Here is a 21,094-nt window from a genome sequence, read left to right as displayed (position 1 = left end):
CTTCCGCCATTATCGCGGTTCAGGGACTTGCAAAAAATCTGTTGGTGGGTCGAGGAAGGCCAAGGTGCTCACGCAGTGTCGTGCCCTCGTAATCCAGCCTGAAAATCCCTCGCCGCTGCAGCTCGGGTACGAGCCGATCGACGACATCGCCGAGACCTTGGGGAAGATACGGGAAGACGACATTGAAACCGTCGCTACCGCACTCCACCAGCCATTTCGTCATCTGGTCGGCAATCGTTTCCGGCGTTCCTACGAAGGCAAGGCCGGAGTAGCCGCCATAGCGCTGCGCGAGCTGCCGAACGGTCAACTGCTCCTCTTGGGCAAGCTTCAGCACGTGCGCGCGGCCAGTCTTGCTGGCATTCGTCTCCGCTATGTCAGGCAACGGCCCATCCGGATCGAAGCCCGAAGCATCGTGACCAAGAGCGATCGAGAGGGATGCGATGGCGCTGTCATAGTGAACGAGGCTATCGAGACGCGCCCGCTTCGCGCGCGCCTCCTCGACGCTGTCGCCGATAACGATGAAGGCGGCCGGCAGAATCTTGAGATTGTGAGGATCCCGGCCGATCGCGGTCATGCGCCCCTTGATATCGGCATAGAGCGCCTGCGCGGCCGGTAGGTCGCGAGGCGAACAGAAGACGACTTCTGCTGTCTCGGCGGCAAGCTGGCGGCCCGGCTCGGATTGCCCCGCCTGCACGATCACCGGCCAGCCCTGCGGCGGGCGGGCGATGTTGAGCGGGCCGCGCACGCTAAGCTCCTCGCCCTTGTGATTGAGGACATGCATTCTGGCTGGATCGAAGAACTGCCCACTTTCGACATCGCGCGTAAAGGCGTCGTCGGCAAAGCTGTCCCAGAGCCCGGTAACGACGTCGTAGAATTCCCGGGCGCGGTGGTAGCGCTCGCCGTGCTCGACATGTTCCTCGAGGCCGAAATTCAGCGCGGCATCGGGATTGGCCGTCGTTACGATGTTCCAGCCCGCGCGCCCGGCGCTGATATGGTCGAGAGAAGCGAAGCGGCGGGCAACGTGATAGGGCTCGTCGAAGGTCGTCGAGGCCGTCGCAATGAGGCCGATCCGATCAGTGACGGCGGCAAGCGGCCGACAGCAGCGTGAACGGCTCGAAGGAGGTTATATAAGCGTCTGGCTTCTCTTCAGAGCCTCCACGGGCATGTTGAGCACGGCAAGGTGGTCGGCCATAAAGAAGGCGTCGAATTTCGCCGCCTCCAGCTTTTGCGCAAATTCCTTCAAGTGCTTGAAGTTGAAGTTCGCGTCTCGATAGGCGCCGGGGTAGCGCCAGGCCCCTGTATGCAGGCTGACAGGGCGCATGAAGGCGCCGAGGTGCAATTGCCGCTCCTGTGCCCATCAAGCCCTCCCGTCCTATACCTGCCCCTGCCCAAAGACTACGCCTGTGGCTGTTTGGTCTTGCGCAGGTACGGCAATACCGTGTCAAACGAACCGAAGCGGGTTGCCGCGTCCTCGTTCGAAACGGCAGCCGTGATGATGACGTCCTCGCCCTGCTGCCAGTTCGCCGGCGTCGCAACCTGATGCTTTGCGGTCAGCTGGATGGAATCGATCGCGCGGAGGATCTCGTTGAAGTTTCTGCCCGTCGTCATCGGATAGGTGAGGATCAGCTTGATCTTCTTGTCGGGACCGATGATGAAGACCGAACGGACGGTCGCATTGTCCGCCGGCGTGCGCCCCTCCGACGTTTCTCCGGCTCCAGCGGGCAGCATGTCGTAGAGCTTGGCGACCTTCAGGTCATTGTCGCCGATCAACGGATACTCGACATCGAAGCCGGTCGCCGTCTTGATGTCGTTCTTCCACTTGCCGTGGCTTTCCACAGGATCCACGGAGATGCCGATGATCTTGGCGCCGCGCTTGCGGAATTCGGGCTCCAGTCCTGCCATCGCGCCAAGCTCGGTCGTGCAAACCGGCGTAAAGTTCTTTGGGTGCGAGAAGAGCACCGCCCAGCCATCACCGATCCAGTCGTGGAATTGGATGGGACCCTGCGTGGTGTCAGCGGTAAAATCAGGTGCGATATCGTTGATGCGGAGGCTCATGAGCGTTGACCCTTGTTGGTAAAAATGGCGTTGGTTTTCAATGACGGGTGAATTGTCTAGCCGTTTTCAGCCGCTGTTCAAGCACCTGCGTCAAAACGGTCGCCTGATGAAGGATAGCCGCAAAGCTCGCCTTATCAGCCGCAGCAATATCCACGCTCATTCTGTCGATCATTTGACAGAGCTTCTCGATCTTCGGCGCGTCAGATTGGTCGTCCAGATCATGCGCATATTCGAGGAGAACCCACGCACGACGACGAAGTGTCCGCCGGCGAGTTTCACCCGATGTCGTCGATGATCGTCTTGGCGACGCCATGAGATCCTCTACCACGCGGACGAGATCTCTCTGCCGAGAGACCGCTTTTTCTGCGGTATCTTTTCGAGATGGCGGGTCCTGGCTTTCAGCGCTTCGAAAACACGGTAGCCGCCCGGCCAACGGCCATAGCCGCTGGCGACATTGATGTGTCCGGCCAGACCGGCGTTGCGCAACTCGCTGCCCCAGAGACGGGCAAAGAGCGTCAGGCGGTCGAGCGACATGTAACGATCGTTCAGGCTGCCGACGACGATGCTTGGAAACGTCAGCTCAGCCGTCGGCATCGTGCCGAAAGCAATCTGGCGGGGATGAAGCTTCTCGGTCGCGGGAAGATCGCACGGCGCCACGAGGAGCGCTCCCCTCACCCGTGCTGCGGCAGGCCGCCCGGCGAGGCTCGCTGCAAGCAGACATCCTAAGCTATGGGCCACGATGTAGGCCTCGCCGACCTCTTCGAGCACGGCCTCGAGTCTTGCCCGCCAGATTCTCAGATGCGGATGATCCCAGTCGTCCTGATGGACGAGGCGACTTTCAAGATGATCCCGCAGCCAGGCGGTTTGCCAATGCGCATCCTCTGATCCGAAGAGCCCGGGAAGAACAAGTACTGGCGTCATCATCAATCCTTATCGCGTCGTGTGAGCTATCCGTTGCTAGAGAACGCCGAGAGTGATCGCGAAGAGGAGCCCGAAGGCGAGCACCGTTGCCACAGAAGCGGCCATATCTGCCACAACACCTACAAGCCGGCTTCGCGGAGCGATGCGGCGATCATCGAAAACAGCCATGACGATCCCTCAGTACCAGGGCCCCGGAGACGGGTTCCAATAGTAGATTTCATAGTCGCGGGCCGTCGGCTCGCCGTCACTTTGCAGCTCGATCCGCGGTGCGCTCGCCGTCGGTTGCGGAGGCCCGAGGACGGCCCACCGTAGCCATAAAAGAAGAGACTGCAGCATCGGCTTCTCCTTGCATACCTTGTCAGATCAACTGGTTGCGCCTCGCATTCGAAAGCAAGTCCGCGGCGGTGGCGACGGGGCCGAACAGCATCAGCAGACGGTTTTGCTCGCGCACCGTCAGTCGATAACGGCGAGCAAAGTCGAAGACGCTCCAAAGCTCGCTTCCCATCGGCGTCTTCTCCGCACTGTCCATCTCACCATCCCCCAGATCTCACTCGGCGGCTTGAAGCGTGGCCTTTACCGACGGGAGGAAGGAGAAGGCAGCCAACTCATCGACGACAGAGCCGATGCGGCCAGACAGCGCCTCGGAGACGACTTTGTAGTCGACGAAATCGCGGTCAGAGGCATAGACGGCCGTCGGCAGCGTGTGGGCCATGAAGAAGCCGAACAGTGGCCGCAGTTGATGCTCGACAATCAGGGCATGGCGATCCCCGCCACCGGTCGCAGAGATGATGATCGGCTTGGAGCGGAGTTCGCTCGGCTCGATAAGATCGGCCAGGATAGGATCCTTTGTAGGTCGGCGAGCCGACAACCAGGACATCCGCCTTGACGATATCATCGAGAACCTGGCTGGCCTGTTCATCCAGCTCGCTGCGCCATAGGGCAGTGCCCAATGATGGGCCAACGTCCTTGAGATCGTAGATCTTCGAGGAAAAGCCGTAGTTTGCAGCGGCAAGCCCGGCAATATGCTCGACCAGGGCATAGGTCTTGGACGGACGGTTGAAGCTACCGGCAATGCCCACCAATCGCAGCGACATATATCTCTCCTTCGTTATCGCATCGAATATTGTCTATAAATTTAGTGAACAAAAGAAATGACGTTCCGTTATGAGAAGGAAGCGTGAAATTCGATGCCCTCAAACGCGCCATCGCGGCAGCTTGGCTTCCGCAGCGCCTGCTAGCCTTTTGAGCGCAAAGCCTGCGAAGCCCGCGAATGAGCACCCCTGCCCCGAGAGGGAACGATTCAAGACCGCATAGCACGCGCCGTAAGGTTGGGCGGCGGAATAGTATTTGTGGGAACCTTTGGTCGCGTTCTTCGTTAAAGGAGTGCAGCGTTTGAAATCCGCGCTGCCGGACCAGCATCGCCTATGTAGGTCCAAAAGGCCCGGTGGATTCTACCCGCCGGGCTTTTCCTTGGACATTCCCTTCCCGCCCTCATTTCATGGACTGGCTCAACGCGATTCCGGTTCGTTTTGAACAACTTGCGGTCTGGCGCATTAGCTATCGTCTTCAACTAGGAAACGCCCCGATGACGATCACCGCCAAAGTTACTGCTCCCTTGTGCCTGCTCATTGTATTGAGTTCGTGCGCAAACACGATCAAGGGCGTCGGGCGCGATGCGGCCAATACCGTCAATGCTACCCAGAACGCCGGCAATCGTGTCGCGCACGCTGCGTCCCGTTAATTTCATTGATGGTTCGCAGCCATTTACCGGGCCGGGCCTGATGCTTCCGGTTTGAACGCTGCTGAGGACCCGTCCTTGGCGGCCATCCCAGACTGCGTTTCGGCACGGACGTCTCAATCTGTTCGCGTCAAATCGTCCGAAATAATCGTCGGGCCTTGAAATCGCATTGATGACGGCAAAGATTCCTCTTGATGCGATGGAGGCCAAGCCATGTCGAACTATAGAGAGGAAAGGCGGTTTCGGTGTCAGGACGACGGAGGGAAAACCTACGTTGTCATTCAGCAGATCAGGATTTCTGGACAGAACGCGGCTTCGCCCAAGACCGATTATATGACGGAGGACGGCGAGATCGTGAATCGGCTCGATGAAGAACATTTCCTCCTCCTGCTCGATGGCCACATACTGCATATTCCCCATGTTTCGGATGCTGATCATTGAGCCGTAGCGTTTGTCTGCCTCGCGACGTCGATTGCGGCACCGATGGCGGCGGACCGCCGAGCATCTGATCCCCGCACATTGCAGAAATTGTGTGCGACTGTCTTTCACCGTATTCAGTTTCCGATGCATTTAACGCCCGGCCGTGCGGGGCAAGCTCCATCGAATCATAACGCTCTGTGGTCATCTCCCACATGACTGGAACATGAACGCCCGTTTCAGTGCGCATTCATTCCTCACATCTAATCTGTCGAACCAACAGCGCTCCAAAGGCGTTACGTCAGCAGATACAGATGGAGACCGATCATGAGAAAGCTTATTGTTGCAGCTGCTGGACTTGCGACGCTGCTTGTGAGCGCACCAGCTTTCGCGGACGGCGTATACTTCGAACTCGGCTCCGGAGGTCCGCGCTACTATGACGATCCGCCACCGCCCCGCTACTACAGACACGGCCCGCGCTATGCCTACGACGATGACGATTATGATCGTCCGAGCTATGCGTCCCGGCAGGTATGCTGGGAACAGCCCTACCAGAAGAAGAGCCATCATCACTACATCACCAAATACAGGACCGTCTGCGGCGACCGCTAATCCGCCGTCGCCGACGGCGTGAGAATCCCCGTCGATCTCTGGTGCGCAGACTGCGCGCCAGCATTTCAGGAGGCTCTTTTTCAAAAAGAAGCGCAAAAAGGTGATTGGCCCCGATGCCTAGGCTGCGATAGGACTTCGCGGATGATTGCCTGCCGCCGGAGTCCCTAAGTGTCGATCGCCGATATTTCCTTGTTGAGCGCCCTATTTGCCGGCGCGCTTTCGTTCCTGTCTCCTTGCGTCCTGCCTCTCGTTCCGCCCTATCTCTGCTACATGGCCGGCATTTCCGTCGAGCAGTTCCGCGGCGGCAGTGCGGTCGCCGTTGCCCCGGATGCGCGGCGGGGCGTGCTGTTTTCAGCGCTTTTCTTCACGCTCGGCTTCGCCACCGTTTTCGTGGCCCTCGGGGCTGGTGCATCCAGCATCGGCATGGCGCTTCGTCAGCATCTCGATCTCCTGGCAAAGATCGGCGGCCTGATCATCATCGTCATGGGTTTGAATTTCCTCGGGGTCTTCCGAATTGGAATTCTGGCCCGCGAGGCGCGCTTTCAGGGCACCGGCAAGCCGGCGACGTTGACGGGTGCCTATGTCATGGGCCTAGCCTTCGCTTTCGGCTGGACACCCTGCATCGGCCCGGTACTCGGTGCGATCCTTGGCGTCGCAGCCTCGCGGGAGACGGTTGGCTCGGGTGCCGGGCTCCTCGCCGTCTATTCCCTCGGCCTTGCCATCCCGTTCTGGATTGCCGCTGGCTTTTCCGGTGCCTTCATGGGCTTTCTGACGCGCTTCCGCCGACATCTCGGAACGGTCGAGAAAGTCATGGGCGCGTTCCTGATCCTGACCGGCCTCGCTTTCATGTTCGGGTTCGTCAGTGACGTGGCAATCTGGTTCCAGCAGACCTTTCCAATCCTGATGAAAATCGGCTAAGCCGAAATCGCCCCCGCAGAAATTTGCATTGGAATAGCCGTTGTCCGATATCGTCAGTCTGCTTCTGCCGTTTTTCGGCCTGATCCTCATTGGCTATATCGCAGGGAAAGTGACGAAGCAGCCCGCCGACGCGCTCGGCTGGATGAACACCTTCATTATCTATGCAGCGCTGCCCGCGCTCTTCTTCAAACTCGTCTCACGCACACCCTTCGAGGATCTGACACGCATCGATTTCATCGCCACCGATCTCGCTGCGACGTATTCGATCTTCATTGTGCTGTTTGCGATCGGTCGCTGGATCCGCGGCAGTTCGCTCGCTGACTGCACGATCCAGTCGTTTGCCGGCGCTTATGGCAATATCGGTTACATGGGTCCCGGCCTCGCGTTGCTGGCTCTGGGCGAAGGTGCGGCTGTACCGGTCGCGCTTATTGTCTGCCTCGAGAACGCACTGCATTTCATCGTCGCGCCCGCGCTCATGGCGGCAGCCGGCGATGATCGGCGCTCCGCCGGGCGGCTGGCGATCGATATTGCTCGGAAAGTGGCCTTTCACCCCTTCATCCTTTCGACGGCGCTCGGCTTTGTTGCCGCAGGCTTGCACATCGATCAGCCGCTCGCCTTCCAGCGCTTCGTTGATTATCTCGCGCAGGCCGCCGCGCCTTGCGCCTTGTTTACCATGGGCGTCACGCTTGCCCTTAGGCCGCTGAAGCGCATACCCGCCGAGATCGGCTATATCGTTCCGGCCAAGCTCATCGTACATCCGATCGTGGTCTATCTCGCACTGACAGCAGTTGGCGGCGTCGAGCCGGTCTGGATCTATGCCGCGGTACTGCTCGCCGCCCTGCCGACGGCAACCAATGTCTTCGTCATCGGCCAGCAATACGGCGTCTGGCAGGAGCGCGCCTCGGCGACGATCCTGATCACGACGGCCCTTTCCGTCGTGACGGTCTCGCTCATCCTGCTTGCGATCAAATCAGGCTTTCTTCCGGCTTAGCTTTTCCTTGATAGCGCCGGGAATGTCGCGAAAGCCGCGACCGGGCTCGATGCCCTCGCGCATGACGATGCTGCGCAGTGGCGGGAGTGCCGACAGGATGTGCAGGCCGGCAGCGCGCATCACCTGAACAGGCAGAAAATCGGACAGCAACGAGCGGTTGAGAAGATCGACGCTTGCCGTGCGGGTCATGATATCGGCGCGGCGCTTGCGATCGAAACGGTCGCCGGCATCGGCGGCGATCGGCAGTTCGGGCCGTGCGCAAAGAATATCCGAAAGCGCCATGACATCGCGCAGGCTGAGGTTGAGCCCTTGTGCGCCGATCGGCGGAAAGACGTGCGAAGCCTCGCCGATCAGGGCAATCCGCCCTTTGCCGGCGCGATGTGCCATCATGCCGGAGAGCGGCCAGAGTTGCGCACCTTCCTCCACCTCCACCTTGCCGAGCAGTGACTGCATTCGCTCTTCGACGACATTGCTCAATTCGGCAAGCGAGAGTTCGTTGCGCGCAACGGCGTCGGAAGGGTTCTGGACCCAGACGAGGCTGGAGCGATTGCCCGGCAGCGGCACCTGCGTGAATGGTCCGCTTTCCGTATGGAACTCGGTCGAGATGTTCTCATGCGGCAGCGAATGTTCGAAGTTCAATACCATGGCCGATTGCGGATAGGACCAGGTGCGAACGTCTATGCCTGCGGTTTCGCGGAGCTTCGACTTGCGCCCATCGGCGCCAACCGCAAATCCAGCCGAGAGGACTTCGCCATCAGCGAGCGTGACTGTCACAGACTCAGCGCCGATATCGATCACGTCGGCAAAAGACGTGAAACGCGTGATATTGCCCTCGACCGCAATCGCAGCCTCCAGCACCTCCATCAGCGCCCTGTTCGGGAAATTGTAGCCGAAGGTCTCTAGGTCCAGTTCGACGGACCGGAAGGTGGTGATCGGCGCGCGCAGCAAGCGATTCGTGCCGTCGATGATGCGCATCGTGGAAAGCGGCGCGGCAGCCGGGCGCAGCTTATCCCAAAGGGTCAGCCTGTCGAGGAAGCGGATCGACTGATCCATGAGCGCGGTCGTGCGCCGGTCCTGGCTGGGTGACGGCGGGGCAACGAGAACCACGTTGCGTCCACCGCGTGCCAAGGCGATAGCGGCAATCATGCCGGCAAGCCCGCCGCCGACCACCGCGATTTCAAAAGTCTTCATTGCACCGTTCCGTCAATTCATCGACGGCGATCCGGTGCTTATGCAGCCGGCTTCGCCTGACGGCGCCAACTATAACCCTTGCCGGCGTCCGCGTCACGCACAGCCGGTTGATAATGATGCGGAATTCCCGGCAGGCGGCGCTCCGTCAGGCGCTTGATCGCAGTCTCATTGGTCACCGCGAAGCTGTCGATACCGACGCGCTGCATCAGCGGGATCTGATCGATCAGCACGTCACCGACGGCGCGCAGTTCGTTGGTGTATCCGAGCCGGTCGCGCAGCAGCGACGCATGGCTGAACGCGCGGCCATCATTGAACGCCGGAAAGGCGACAGCGACGATCTCAAGCCGATAAAGGTATGGCTCGAGCTTGCGCACATCGTCCGCCGGCTTGATCAGCACGCCAAAGCCGACTTCATTGCTCTCGTCGGCTTTGGCGATCAGCTCATCGAGGCCAAGAAGGGGCTTCTGCGCCTCGCCTGCCTTCACCTCTTCCGTCTCAATCACCCAGGGATCGTTCTCGACGAAGCCGGTTTCTCTCCAGATCTTGCTCATCGTCGCCTCCTTACGCCGCTTCCGCCGCCGAACCATACAGCGCGTCCTTGAACGGCTGTGGACCGACACGGCGATAGGTGTCGAGGAAAATCTCTGACGGTTCCTTGCGGATCGCGAGGTAGGTGTTGACGATCGTTTCGATCGCATCGGTCACCTTCTCGGGCTCGAAGCCACGACCGATGATCTCGCCGATCGACGTGTGCTCGTCGCCTGACCCGCCGAGCGTGATCTGGTAGAGTTCAGCGCCCTTCTTTTCCACGCCAAGCAGGCCGATATGGCCGACATGGTGATGGCCGCAGGCATTGATGCAGCCGGAGATCTTGATTTTCAGCTCGCCTATTTCGGTTTGACGAGCTGGATCGCCGAAGCGCCTTGAGATTTCCTGCGCGACAGGAATGGAGCGCGCATTGGCGAGCGCGCAGTAGTCCAGCCCGGGACAGGCAATGATGTCAGTGATGAGACCGGCATTTGCCTCCGCAAGGCCCATGGCTACCAGACCGCGATAGACGGCTTCGAGGTCGGCGAGTGCCACATGCGGCAGGATCAGGTTCTGCTCGTGGCTGACCCGGATTTCGTCGAAGGCATATTCCTCAGCGAGATCGGCAACGGCATCCATCTGGCTATCCGAAGCATCGCCTGGGATGCCGCCGATCGGTTTCAGCGAGATCGTCACCATGCCATAGTCGGGATGCTTGTGCGGCTGCACGTTCTGCTGCACCCAGCGAGCAAAAGCCGGATCGGCCTTCTTCCAGCGGGCAAGGTTCTCCCAGCCTTCGGCGCGATCGGGTAGAGCCGGCGGCGCGAAATAGGCCGCAATCGCTTCGACGTCCTGCTCGGGCAGCTTCAGTTCGGTATCCCTAAGCTCTGCGAATTCGGCCTCGACCTGGCGTGCCAATTCTTCCGCGCCGGTTTCATGCACGAGGATCTTGATGCGGGCCTTGTACTTGTTGTCGCGACGGCCATGCAGGTTGTACACGCGCATGACCGCGGTCGTATAGGATAGCAGATCCTCTTCCGGCAGAAAGTCGCGGATCAGCTTGGCGATCATTGGCGTGCGGCCCTGGCCGCCACCGACATACACGGCAAAGCCGATTTCGCCCTTGTCGTTCTTCTTCAGATGCAGGCCGATGTCGTGGACCTGGATCGCAGCACGGTCGCGCTCGGCACCGGTGACGGCAATCTTGAACTTGCGCGGCAGGAACGAGAACTCCGGATGCACGGAGGACCACTGGCGCAGGATTTCCGCATAGGGACGCGGATCGGCGACTTCATCAGCGGCAGCCCCGGCGAAGTGATCGGCCGTGACGTTGCGGATGCAGTTGCCCGAGGTCTGCATCGCGTGCATCTCGACCGTGGCAAGCTCGGCCAGCACATCAGGCATGTCGGAGAGCTTCGGCCAGTTGAACTGCAGGTTCTGGCGCGTGGTGAAGTGGCCATAACCGCGGTCATAAGTGCGCGCGACATGAGCGAGCATGCGCATTTGACGAGAGCTCAGCGCGCCGTAGGGAATGGCGATGCGCAGCATGTAGGCGTGGAGTTGCAGATAGACGCCGTTCATCAGGCGCAGCGGCTTGAACGCGTCCTCCGAGAGCTCGCCGGAAAGGCGGCGCTGCACCTGGTCGCGAAACTGCTCGACGCGCTCGGCGACAAAAGCGTGGTCAAATTCGTCGTAACGATACATCTGCTTCCTCAGACTGCGATGAATGCGGGGTCGGCGGGCTTGTAACCCGGCGCGTATTCCATGGTCGGACCCTGGGCACGAATGCGCTCGCGAAGGCGCAGCGGCCAGAGCACGCCGTTGGTCTCCTGAACTTCGACGACGGCAACGTCGACGACCTCGTTGTCGGCATAGGACTTCTTGCCAATCGCTTCCAGCGCCACGACGGCTTCAGCATGGCGAGCAACGAGGGCGTCCTGCAGCGAGGCGACCCAGTCGCCATTGGCGTTCAGCCAGACGGCAACACCATCCGTCAATCGGTTGGCGGTCAGAACCTTGTCTACCATGTTCAGCTCCTTGCAAATTCGTCGGACCGGGCGCGTTCGCGTACCAGCGGTTCCGACAGTTCGAAATTGGCGCCTGCGACCGCATCGCCGATAATGACCATGACCGGGCCGGTCAACTCGTTACGGTGCTGCAGGTCGGGAAGATCCCGCAAAATCCCATGCAGCAGACGGCGATCGGATCGGCTGGCGTTCTCGACGACGGCAACAGTCGTCTCCGCGGGAAGGCCGGCCTGCATCAGGCGTTCAGCGACCGAGGCGGCAACGGTGCGGCCCATATAGACGGCGATTGTCGCACCGGATACCGCAAGGCTTGCCCAATCCGGCAAGACATCGCCCGTCAGATCGTGGCCGGTCGTGAAGACCAGCGAGGACGCAACGCCACGCAGCGTCAGAGGCAGCTCGAAATCGGCAGCTGCGGCGAATGCCGAGGTGATGCCCGGCACCACTTCATAGGAAATGCCAGCAACTCGTAGAGCCGCCATTTCCTCCCCTGCCCGACCGTAGACTAGCGGATCGCCGGACTTCAGGCGAACGACACGCTTGCCTTCACGACCGAGGTGCACGAGAAGATCGTTGATCTCCTCCTGTGACTTCGAATGGCATCCCTTGCGCTTGCCGACCGATAGACGCTCGGCGTCGCGGCGGCCCATGTCGACAATTTCCTGCGGCACGAGGGCATCATAGACGATGACATCGGCTTCCATCATCACGCGCTGGGCGCGCAGCGTCAGCAGGTCCGCTGCGCCGGGCCCGGCACCAACCAGCCATACGTGGCCGTCGACCTTTTCTGCAGACTGCAGCAGGCTATTGGCTGCACGACGCGCCTGCGGCAGGTTCTCGTTGGCGACAGCATCGGCGACCGCGCCGGAGAAGAAATGGTGCCAGAAAAGACGGCGCGCAGCCCCCTTCGGCACGAGATGCTCGACGGTTTTTCGATAGCTGGTGGCAAGATCGGCCAGACGCCCCAGCGACGGCGCAAGCAGCTGATCCACCTGGGCGCGTATCATCTGTGCGAGCACCGGTCCAGCGCCTTCCGTGCCGATTGCGACAGCCACCGGCGCGCGATTGACAAGCGCAGGCGTAAAGAAATCGCAATAGTCAGGCTGATCGACGGCGTTGGCGGGCACTTTCTCGGCGCGTGCGGCCTCGACGATGACGCGATCCTGCGCCGCGTCGCCTGTCGCCGCAAAGACCAAAGTTGCGCTGTGGACCTGCTCGGCTGCAAAGCCGGCGCGCACGGTTTCGATGCGATTGGCGATCAGATAGGCGTGATAATCGGCCTCGGGGCGATCGGTATAGGCAACGACCCTCGCCTGCGTATTCAGCAGCAGGCGAACCTTCGCAAAGGCTTCGTCGCCATTGCCGAAGACAGCCGCGATCTTGCCCTCGACGCGAAAGAAGGCAGGAAATACCGACAGTTGTTCATTCTTGCAAGGCATCATCAATCCATTTCGAAGTTGCCGGAATATGCACCGTCCGGCCAGGCAAATGAAGAAACAGAAATTCCAAAGCCTGCGCGGGTGCGTATTCTTTTACCCGCTCTTCCAACGATTTGAGTAAAAGTCACCGGTGCGGCGCAGCGGGCACACCTGGAGCTGCCGCAACGCAGCAGAAAGGCTGTGAGAAATCCGACGACGCGATCAAATCGGCATTTGCCTCCTCTGGCGCTGCCGGTAGAGTGCAGCCACCAAGGAGAAGACCATGCCCGACACGACCATCGCCGCCCGCCTGCTCAACGTGATGGAACATGACATCCTTCCGATGACCGAACGTGGGGTCGCTGCCGGCAACAAGGTATTCGGCGCCGCGATCCTTCGCAAATCCGACCTCTCGCTGGTCGTTGTGGAGACCAACAACGAGCTTGAAAACCCGCTGTGGCACGGCGAGGTGCACACGCTCAAGCGTTTCTACGAGCTTGGCGAGAAGCCAGCCACGAAGGACCTGATCTTTCTCTCGACGCACGAACCCTGCACCATGTGCATGTCTGCGATCACCTGGGCCGGGTTCGACAATTTCTACTATTTCTTCAGCCACGAAGATTCCCGCGACGCCTTCGCCATTCCCCATGACCTGAAGATCCTGAAGGAAGTCTTCGGTCTGGAACCTGGCGGCTACCGTCGCAGCAACGCATTCTGGAACAGCTTTGCGGTTGCCGATCTCGTCGAGACGGAAGACGAGCATTTGAAGGCCGAGTTGAAGGCACAAACAGCGCGCATCAAGGCGCGCTACGACGCGCTCTCCGACAGCTACCAGGCGTCGAAGGGCGACAACGACATTCCGCTGAATTGAGTGACCATGGACGCTTCCAAAGACATTTCACGCCTGATCGAGATCATGGCCGCGCTGCGCAATCGGGAAACCGGCTGTCCCTGGGACATCGTCCAGACATTTGAGACGATCAAACCCTACACGATCGAGGAGGCTTACGAGGTCTCCGATGCGATCGAGCGTAATGACATGGACGATCTCTGCGAGGAACTGGGCGACCTGCTGCTGCAAGTCGTCTTCCACGCGCGCATGGCGGAAGAGGCCGGCGAGTTCGCATTTAGCGACGTGGTTGAGGCCATCACTCGCAAGATGATCCGCCGGCATCCACATGTCTTCGCCCGTTCCGATGCAGATACGCCGGATGCGGTGAAGAAGCAATGGGACGATATCAAGCAGGCCGAAAAGCGCGAGCGCGCCGACCGGCGAGCCAAGCGCGGTGTCAGCGAAGATTTCAAGGCCGGTTTCCTGGGATCGGTCCAGCGAAACTTCCCTGCCCTGACCGAGGCGCTGAAGCTGCAGGAGCATGCTGCGAAGGTGGGCTTCGATTGGTCGGCGCCCGAACCGATCCTCGACAAGATTGAGGAGGAAATCGGCGAGCTGCGCGCCGCGCTGGCCGAAGGCGATCAGGCGAAGGTCAGTGATGAACTCGGCGATCTTATCTTCGCCGTCGTCAACATCGGCAGGCACGTGAAGGCCGATCCAGAAGAATCCCTCCGCGGAACGAATACGAAGTTTCGTAGACGCTTCAATCACATCGAAGCTGTTCTTGATGCAGAAGGTGAAACTCTGGCAGCAGCTAGCCTGGAGCGGATGGAAGAAATTTGGCAGGCGGCAAAGGCAATCGAACGGCAGTTGGGTTGAGCCGACACCCTCGCCTCACGTGAAGCGCAATCGCGGGCGTAAACTCAAGTACCCGCTGTGGGGGAGCCTCTAGCGCTCCCAGTCCTCTTTGCCAGCCTTCGGCCCGTTGCCGAGACGGCGCTCCAGTTCGACCGATTCGGTTTCCGAGAGGCGCACATCGAGTGTGATCGACCCGTCCTCGTTGTCTTCGCGGTTGTCGACAATCGCGTGGTCGTAGAGCCAAGGCAGCAGCGCCAACTTGTCGACAGGCAGGCGTACGGTCGCTTCAGTCAGCACGCCGGAAAGCCTGCGGCTGATCTCTCCCATCAACGTATCGATACCCTCACCGCTGATTGCGGATAGGGCAACCACGTTCTCGGCGCCGCTCGCCTTCTGAACAATCGCATCGTGGGCTTCCGGTTCAAGGCGATCGATCTTGTTCCAGACCTCGATGATGCGCTTGTCGCTTTCGGCCTCGTCGATACCGAGGTCCTTCAGGATGCGGAGCACGTCCGCGCTCTGCGCCTGGTTGTCGATGTCGGACATATCACGGACATGGAGGATGAGGTCGGCTTCCAAAACCTCTTCCAGCGTGGCGCGAAAGGCCGCGACGAGGTGAGTCGGAAGGTCCGAGATGAACCCGACCGTATCAGAGAGGATCACGGTGCGGCCATGCGGCAGCTTCATTCGGCGCAGTGTCGGATCGAGCGTCGCAAAAAGCATGTCTTCGGCAAGCACGCCTGCCCCGGTTATGCGATTGAATAGCGTCGACTTGCCGGCGTTGGTATAGCCGACCAGCGCCACGATTGGGTGCGGCACCTTCTTGCGCTTGGCGCGATGAAGCTGGCGTGTACGCACGACCTGCTCCAGCTCGCGCTCGAGCTTGATGATGCGGTCCTGCAGCATGCGCCGGTCGGCTTCGATCTGGGTTTCACCGGGACCGCCCATGAAGCCGCCACCGCCGCGCTGACGCTCCAAGTGCGTCCAGCTGCGGACCAGACGGCCCTTCTGGTAATTGAGATGCGCGAGATCGACCTGCAGCGTGCCTTCCTTGGTGGAAGCGCGGCGGCCGAAAATCTCGAGGATGAGGCCGGTGCGGTCAATGACCTTGGCGTTCCATTCTCTCTCGAGATTGCGCTGCTGTACCGGCGTTAGCGGATGGTCGACGATAACGAGACCAGAATCGTTTTCATCGAGCGTCGCCTTGATCTCTCCGATCTTGCCCGTGCCCATCAACGTTGCGGGTCGCGGATCGTTGACGGTTACGACGGTGCCATTCACCACATCAAGGTCGATCGCCTGGGCAAGACCGGTCGCCTCTTCCAGGCGGCTCTCGGGCGTCCTGGTGACCACGGGCGCAGCATCGCCCGCGCTGCGCCCGCCTCGCGCCTGCTTGAGCACAGGCACGACAACGGTCGCGCGCATGTCATCCCGGTGCTTGGCAGCTTCCGGGATGATCGAATCGTTCTTTGTATCGCGTGTCGAAATAATTGCAGTTCCTGTTAGGAAGCGGCTTCTTCGCTCTCAAACATCTGCATCGGCTGGCCGGGCATGATGGTCGAGATCGCGTGCTTATACACGAGTTGCGAATGGCCGTCACGGCGAAGCAGAACACAGAAGTTGTCGAAGGACGTAACCACACCCGTCAGCTTAACGCCGTTAATCAGAAAAATTGTCAGTGAAATCTTTTGCTTGCGAACAGTATTGAGAAATAAGTCCTGCAGATTCTGAGAACGTTCCGCCATCGCGCCGCTTCTTTCTTTATTGCCGGCTTCGTTTTGCCGGTGAAATACTAATCAACCTCGCCTGCAGGCAGCTGACAACCCTCATCCCCTCTGCCCAGAAAGCCTTGGTATCAAATCGCAATCTTTTCCGCAACGTCGAAAAAGGCCTCCCGAATTTTCTGGGAGATGCTGCCCGGATGACCGTTCGCGATCGACTGGCCATCGATCGCCACGACCGGAAAGCAGATGCTCGTTGCAGCCGTGATGAAGACTTCACGTGCGGCAAGCATCTCGGCGACCGAGAACTCCCGCTCTTCGATCGTCAGCCCCAGCTTGGCTCCGACATCGATCAGCGTCGTGCGGGTAATGCCGCGCAGAATGCCATGTTCCGCCGGGCGCGTGATGAGCGTACCACCGCGGTCGACCATCCAGACGTTGGTCGCAGCGCCCTCCTTCACCATGCCCTTGGCGTCGACATAGATCGCTTCCTGCGCCCCGGCTTCCTTCGCCTGCTGACGCGCCATCGCGTTCGGCAGGAGGCCGACCGATTTGATGTCGACGCGATCCCATCGATTGTCGGGAACAGTAATTGCCTTGATGCCTGTAGCGTTCTTTTTGGCGATGATCGAGGGATCAGTGCTCTTGGCGGTGATCACCAGCGACGGCAGGGTTCCCTCTGCCGGAAATACGTGATCGCGCCGCGCAACGCCGCGCGTGACCTGCATGTAGAAGAGACCGTTGCGGACCCGATTGCGCCGCAACGTTTCGCGAATGACCTGGGTTAGCGCATTACGGCTCATCGGCCAGGCAATGCGCAACTCGCCAAGCGATCGGTCCAGTCTGTTTAGGTGGCGCGTAAGATCGACGATATAGCCATGCCTGATTTCACAGACTTCGTAGACGCCATCCGCGAACTGATAGCCGCGGTCCTCGATATGGACCATCGCGCTCGAGTGCGTGACATAGCGGCCGTTCACATAGGCTATTCTGGGCATGGAGAACCTGTGCGTGGGGGTATAAGCAGGTGAACGAGTGACGGCGCAGCAGCGCCGCCCTGGTATCAAACGCCAAGCGACTTCAGCTTGCGGTGCAGCGCCGAACGCTCCATGCCGACGAACTCTGCGGTACGCGAGATATTGCCGCCAAAACGATTGATCTGCGCAATCAGGTAGTCCTTCTCGAACATTTCTCGTGCTTCGCGAAGCGGCAGCGTCATGATGTGATAGTCGTTTTTGGCCGAGACCTTCGGCAGCATGTCGCCGAGGTCGGTCGGCAGCATCTCGGCGGTGATGGGCGCGTCAGGACCGTCAGAACGGGCAAGGATCATCAGCCGCTCGATGTTGTTGCGCAGCTGGCGGATGTTGCCCGGCCAATCATGGGCCTGCAGCACGGCCATGGCGTCGTCGCCGATGCGGCGCGGACGGATGCCGGCCTGCTCGGAAATCTGCCGCATCAGCTGATCGACCAGGAACGGGATATCCTCGCGACGATCTGCCAGCGCCGGTACGCGCACCGGCACGACGGCGAGCCGATGGTAGAGATCTTCGCGGAACCAGCCCTCGGCGATGCGGCTCTCCAGATTGTAGGCCGTCGACGAAACGATGCGCACATCGACCTTCACGCGCTTGGAGCCGCCGACGCGTTCGAACTGCTGATCGACGAGAACGCGCAGGATCTTGTTCTGCGTCTCGCGCGGCATTTCTCCGACTTCGTCAAGATAGAGAATGCCGCGGTGCGCCTCTTCCAACGCTCCGATCTTGCGCGCCTGGCCGGGCGAACCTTCGGTACCGAACAGCGCGATCTCCATGCGCTCCGGCGTGATATTGGCGGCATTCAGCGCCACGAACGGACCGCTTGCACGCGCCGACTTCTTGTGGATCATCCGGGCGACGAGCTCCTTGCCGGAACCCGACGAGCCGAAAATCATGATCCGGCTGTTGGTCGGCGAAACCTTCTCGATCGTCTGGCGCAGTTGCGAGACCGCCACCGACGTACCGATGAGTTCGACCGGATCGCCAGCCTTGCGCTTGAGTTCCGATACCTCGCGCTTCAGCTTCGAATTCTCGAGCGCGCGTTCGGCGATCAGGATCAGCCGGTCGGCCTTGAACGGCTTCTCGATGAAATCGAATGCACCACGCTTGATGGCGGACACAGCAGTCTCGATGTTGCCGTGACCGGAAATCATGACGACGGGAATATCCGGGTGGCGCGTCTTCACCTCGTCGAGCAGCGATAGACCGTCGAGCTTGCTTCCCTGCATCCAGATGTCGAGGAAGATCAACCGCGGCGCACGATCGGAGATCGCAGCCAAAGCGCTGTCGCTATCGTGTGCCGTGCGGGTCTCATGTCCCTCATCAGACAGGATACCGGAGACGATCTCGCGGATGTCGTGCTCGTCATCGACGACCAGAATATCAGAGGCCATAAACACCTTCCTTGTCACTTGCGGCCGGGGCAGAAGGCACGGTTTCCAGACGTGGCAGGTGCACGCGGATCATGGCCCCTCTTCCCTGGTCGAAATCAGCGGGCGCATCATGCAGTTCGAGCTGCCCGCCATGTTCCTCAATAATTTTCTTGACGATCGCCAGACCAAGCCCGGTGCCCTTCTCGCGCATCGTCGTATATGGTTCGAGAATGCTATGGCGGTTCTCCACCGGCAGGCCGCGACCGTTGTCGATCACATCAACGGTAAAGCGGTCGCGTACCGGATCGAGCGAAGCACGAACCAGGATCTTGCGTTGGTCGCGCTCGCCGCTCGGCACGGCTTCAATCGCCTCCACCGCATTCTTGATCAGATTGCCGAAAGCCTGACCGAGCATGCGACTATCAAATTGTCCTTCCAGCGGCTGGTCGCCCAGTTCCTGCTGGAAGCTAACGTGACTGTTGCCCATCTCGCGCAGGAACACCGCGTCGTGCAGGATCTTGCGCAGATCGCTCGGCTCCTTGATCGGCTTCGGCATCCGAGCGAACGATGAGAACTCGTCGACCATGCGGCCGATATCGCCCACCTGGCGGATGATGGTCTCCGTGCACTGGTCGAAGACACCCCGGTCGTCCTGGTCGATCTGTTTCCCGTAGCGGCGCTGGATTCGCTCCGCCGACAGCTGGATCGGCGTCAGCGGATTCTTGATTTCGTGAGCAATACGACGGGCGACATCGCCCCATGCCGTCGAGCGCTGGGCGATGACGAGATCAGTGATGTCATCGAGCGTGATGACATAGGATTCGCTCATGTCGCGAACCTCCTCGCGCGTCACCTGGACGCTGAGGGTCCGTACGGTCCCTGCGCGCACAAGAGCGATCTGCTTGCGGAAATCGCCACGATAGCGGGAAGCAGCTTCGGTCAAAACCTGATCCACCTCGGGCGCAATCTCGGAAAGCTGCTTGCCGAGCATCTCCGACGCCGGCAACGCCATCAGGGCTTCCGCCGAACTGTTGACGATCGTCACCCTGCGGTCGTTCTCGACACCGATGACCGAGGCAGTCACGCCGGAAAGAACGGCTTCGATGAAGCGACGACGGTCGTCCACTTCGTCCTTGGCCTCCAGGATCTCGTCACGTTGCGTGCGGATTTCCGAGATCATCTTGTTGAATGTGCGCGACAGGCTTGCAACGTCGCCGTCCACGGCATGGACGGGCACGACGATATCCATGTTGCCCGAAGCCACGCTATCCGCCGCCGTAATCAGCAGTCGGATCGGGCGCACGATACGGTCGGCTACGGCAATCGCCGTCCAGATGGCAGCGAGCAGAACGATGAGAGCGAAGCCGATGTAAAGGACCGCGAACGCGATCTGCAGTGAGAAACGCCCCGCTTCCATCGACTTATATTCGGTGGCGTTCTCCTCCATCATCCGCATGGCGCCCATCACCTTCGGATCCACGGCGCGAACCGTGTAGAGAAACGCACCATCAATCGCATCGAGCTTGATGATAGCGCCGACTAAGTTCGTTATGCCCGGCGGGATCAAGGTGGGCTGCCCCGCCGCGGCCTTGTTCAAAGCGTCCTGAGGAATTGCCGGCAGCGGCTTCTCGGTCTTGATATCAGCCTGGATAATCACAGAGCCGTCAGATTGGACCAGAAATGCGCCCAGCAGACCGCGGCCTCGCGCCTGTCGCGTCATCAAATCGGAAAAGCCTGTGCGATCGAGATTGAACAGCGCTCGATTGCGTTCGAGGTCGTTCGCCATCGATACGGTCTGGCCCTGCAGGTAGCTCGCATTCTCCATCATGTAGGCCTGCCCGATGTTGCGGGAGGAACTGATGATCGACTGCGTACGAAGGGCAAACCACCGGTCGAGGCCGGCATTCAGCGTGATGCTGGCGAAAATGGCGACAAGGATCGCCGGGGTGATTGCGACGATCGAAAAGAGCACAACAATGCGGATGTGAAGCCGAGCCGCCGCGCGCCCGCGTTTGCGTGCCTTGACCAGGCGGGAAACCTCACGTGCAATGAGGGCCATCAAACCGAGTACGAAGAACGAGTTCACGACGACGGAGGTGACGACGACATGGTAGGTCGGCGCGATCGGGGTCAACCCAAGCAACACGAAGAGCGTCAGCGTCGCGCAAAGAAGCGCCCCGCCGGCAAGGATCAGGCCCGGTAGCGCAAACAGGGCACGGCGATCGGTCACGGCCGTGACAGCTTCGCCTTCCGCCGCAGGCGGCATCGCATCCTGTTCCATTCGCTTAATTCTCCTGGCGGCAGACCGTCGCTTCCGCCGCTCCCCGCGGATAGGGCGGGAAGCCGCCAGCCTACCTACACGACGCAACGACAAGTGCCGTTGCGCTTTTGGGCAGCTGCGAAAACCCGAACCCCATGCGTGACTTCTAAGCAACGCATTGTGGCGAAAATGCAACGTCG

23 protein-coding genes and 2 pseudogenes are annotated in these 21,094 nt (G+C 60.2%); 7 read left to right on the top strand and 18 right to left on the bottom strand.

All coding sequences use genetic code 11. The annotated features are described in order from the left end of the window. Nucleotides 1-19: 19 nt before the first annotated feature. From WGT02_RS11310 to msuE, 8 genes and pseudogenes are all read right to left on the bottom strand, one after another. A pseudogene (locus WGT02_RS11310) lies at nt 20-1,321 on the bottom strand (LLM class flavin-dependent oxidoreductase). 74 nt (nt 1,322-1,395) lie between these two features. Further along, nucleotides 1,396-2,055 carry a peroxiredoxin gene (locus tag WGT02_RS11305; RefSeq protein WP_024318796.1) on the bottom strand — a complete coding sequence of 220 codons (660 nt, stop codon included), beginning with the start codon at nt 2,053-2,055 and terminating at the stop codon, nt 1,396-1,398. A gap of 37 nt (nt 2,056-2,092) precedes the next feature. After that, the gene (locus WGT02_RS11300) at nt 2,093-2,227 is read right to left on the bottom strand and encodes a hypothetical protein (protein WP_258579805.1); all 135 of its coding nucleotides are present in this window, start codon (nt 2,225-2,227) and stop codon (nt 2,093-2,095) included. 149 nt (nt 2,228-2,376) lie between these two features. Further along, nucleotides 2,377-2,976, bottom strand: coding sequence for an alpha/beta hydrolase (locus WGT02_RS11295; protein ID WP_024318794.1), 600 nt, complete (start codon nt 2,974-2,976; stop codon nt 2,377-2,379). Between the two features lie 36 nt (nt 2,977-3,012). Continuing rightward, on the bottom strand, nt 3,013-3,144 hold the full coding sequence (locus WGT02_RS11290) for a hypothetical protein (RefSeq protein ID WP_258579806.1): 132 nt from the start codon (nt 3,142-3,144) through the stop codon (nt 3,013-3,015). A 9-nt stretch (nt 3,145-3,153) separates the two neighbouring features. After that, nucleotides 3,154-3,312: a hypothetical protein gene (locus WGT02_RS11285; protein WP_157997356.1), complete on the bottom strand. Its 159-nt coding sequence runs from the start codon at nt 3,310-3,312 to the stop codon at nt 3,154-3,156. Nucleotides 3,313-3,334: 22 nt separating this feature from the next. Beyond that, complete coding sequence (locus tag WGT02_RS11280; protein WP_167546207.1) at nt 3,335-3,505, bottom strand: hypothetical protein; 171 nt, start codon at nt 3,503-3,505, stop codon at nt 3,335-3,337. 18 nt (nt 3,506-3,523) lie between these two features. Further along, nucleotides 3,524-4,070 (bottom strand): annotated as a pseudogene (msuE, locus tag WGT02_RS11275) (FMN reductase). Nucleotides 4,071-4,561: 491 nt separating this feature from the next. Here msuE and WGT02_RS11270 point away from each other — a divergent pair. From WGT02_RS11270 to WGT02_RS11250, 5 genes are all read left to right on the top strand, one after another. Continuing rightward, nucleotides 4,562-4,717 carry an entericidin gene (locus WGT02_RS11270; RefSeq protein ID WP_225039811.1) on the top strand — a complete coding sequence of 52 codons (156 nt, stop codon included), beginning with the start codon at nt 4,562-4,564 and terminating at the stop codon, nt 4,715-4,717. A 210-nt stretch (nt 4,718-4,927) separates the two neighbouring features. After that, on the top strand, nt 4,928-5,155 hold the full coding sequence (locus WGT02_RS11265; RefSeq protein ID WP_024316999.1) for a hypothetical protein: 228 nt from the start codon (nt 4,928-4,930) through the stop codon (nt 5,153-5,155). A gap of 303 nt (nt 5,156-5,458) precedes the next feature. Then, complete coding sequence (locus tag WGT02_RS11260; protein ID WP_208247983.1) at nt 5,459-5,743, top strand: hypothetical protein; 285 nt, start codon at nt 5,459-5,461, stop codon at nt 5,741-5,743. Between the two features lie 168 nt (nt 5,744-5,911). Continuing rightward, nucleotides 5,912-6,661, top strand: a complete 750-nt coding sequence (locus WGT02_RS11255; protein WP_208247985.1) for a cytochrome c biogenesis CcdA family protein — start codon at nt 5,912-5,914, stop codon at nt 6,659-6,661. 40 nt (nt 6,662-6,701) lie between these two features. Beyond that, nucleotides 6,702-7,652 carry an AEC family transporter gene (locus tag WGT02_RS11250; protein WP_208247987.1) on the top strand — a complete coding sequence of 317 codons (951 nt, stop codon included), beginning with the start codon at nt 6,702-6,704 and terminating at the stop codon, nt 7,650-7,652. Here the strand turns inward: WGT02_RS11250 and WGT02_RS11245 are convergent. From WGT02_RS11245 to cysG, 5 genes are read right to left on the bottom strand one after another with little or no spacing between them, the layout of a single operon-like run. Then, nucleotides 7,632-8,843, bottom strand: coding sequence for a UbiH/UbiF family hydroxylase (locus WGT02_RS11245; protein ID WP_024316995.1), 1,212 nt, complete (start codon nt 8,841-8,843; stop codon nt 7,632-7,634). The two genes, WGT02_RS11250 and WGT02_RS11245, sit on opposite strands and share 21 nt — an antisense overlap. Nucleotides 8,844-8,881: 38 nt before the next feature. Further along, nucleotides 8,882-9,394: a DUF934 domain-containing protein gene (locus tag WGT02_RS11240; protein WP_024316994.1), complete on the bottom strand. Its 513-nt coding sequence runs from the start codon at nt 9,392-9,394 to the stop codon at nt 8,882-8,884. Between the two features lie 10 nt (nt 9,395-9,404). Then, on the bottom strand, nt 9,405-11,075 hold the full coding sequence (locus tag WGT02_RS11235) for a nitrite/sulfite reductase (RefSeq protein WP_208247989.1): 1,671 nt from the start codon (nt 11,073-11,075) through the stop codon (nt 9,405-9,407). Nucleotides 11,076-11,083: 8 nt separating this feature from the next. Then, nucleotides 11,084-11,398: a DUF2849 domain-containing protein gene (locus tag WGT02_RS11230; protein ID WP_024316992.1), complete on the bottom strand. Its 315-nt coding sequence runs from the start codon at nt 11,396-11,398 to the stop codon at nt 11,084-11,086. 2 nt (nt 11,399-11,400) lie between these two features. Then, entirely contained in the window at nt 11,401-12,837 is a 1,437-nt protein-coding gene (gene cysG, locus WGT02_RS11225; protein WP_024316991.1) for a siroheme synthase CysG, read from the bottom strand. A gap of 262 nt (nt 12,838-13,099) precedes the next feature. On the opposite strand from cysG, the gene WGT02_RS11220 reads away from it, so the two are divergent. After that, nucleotides 13,100-13,687, top strand: a complete 588-nt coding sequence (locus WGT02_RS11220) for a nucleoside deaminase (RefSeq protein ID WP_024316990.1) — start codon at nt 13,100-13,102, stop codon at nt 13,685-13,687. Between the two features lie 6 nt (nt 13,688-13,693). Continuing rightward, entirely contained in the window at nt 13,694-14,527 is an 834-nt protein-coding gene (mazG, locus tag WGT02_RS11215; RefSeq protein WP_208247992.1) for a nucleoside triphosphate pyrophosphohydrolase, read from the top strand. Between the two features lie 69 nt (nt 14,528-14,596). On the opposite strand, the gene hflX is transcribed toward mazG, so the two are convergent. The 5 genes from hflX to WGT02_RS11190 form a co-directional block, all read right to left on the bottom strand. Continuing rightward, nucleotides 14,597-15,931, bottom strand: coding sequence for a GTPase HflX (gene hflX, locus WGT02_RS11210; protein WP_024316988.1), 1,335 nt, complete (start codon nt 15,929-15,931; stop codon nt 14,597-14,599). Nucleotides 15,932-16,008: 77 nt separating this feature from the next. After that, complete coding sequence (hfq, locus tag WGT02_RS11205; protein WP_003539403.1) at nt 16,009-16,251, bottom strand: RNA chaperone Hfq; 243 nt, start codon at nt 16,249-16,251, stop codon at nt 16,009-16,011. A gap of 110 nt (nt 16,252-16,361) precedes the next feature. Then, the gene (locus tag WGT02_RS11200) at nt 16,362-17,225 is read right to left on the bottom strand and encodes a D-amino-acid transaminase (protein ID WP_024316987.1); all 864 of its coding nucleotides are present in this window, start codon (nt 17,223-17,225) and stop codon (nt 16,362-16,364) included. 65 nt (nt 17,226-17,290) lie between these two features. Further along, nucleotides 17,291-18,655, bottom strand: a complete 1,365-nt coding sequence (locus WGT02_RS11195; protein WP_024316986.1) for a sigma-54 dependent transcriptional regulator — start codon at nt 18,653-18,655, stop codon at nt 17,291-17,293. Further along, entirely contained in the window at nt 18,645-20,915 is a 2,271-nt protein-coding gene (locus tag WGT02_RS11190) for a PAS domain-containing sensor histidine kinase (protein WP_208247994.1), read from the bottom strand. Before WGT02_RS11190 ends, WGT02_RS11195 begins: the two co-directional genes overlap by 11 nt. Nucleotides 20,916-21,094 lie beyond the last annotated feature (179 nt).

This window comes from Rhizobium sp. T1470, from assembly GCF_042140505.1.
Lineage (GTDB): Bacteria > Pseudomonadota > Alphaproteobacteria > Rhizobiales > Rhizobiaceae > Rhizobium > Rhizobium favelukesii.
The sequence above is the reverse complement of the archived record's forward strand: the minus strand, read 5'-3'. Positions and strand labels throughout refer to the sequence as shown.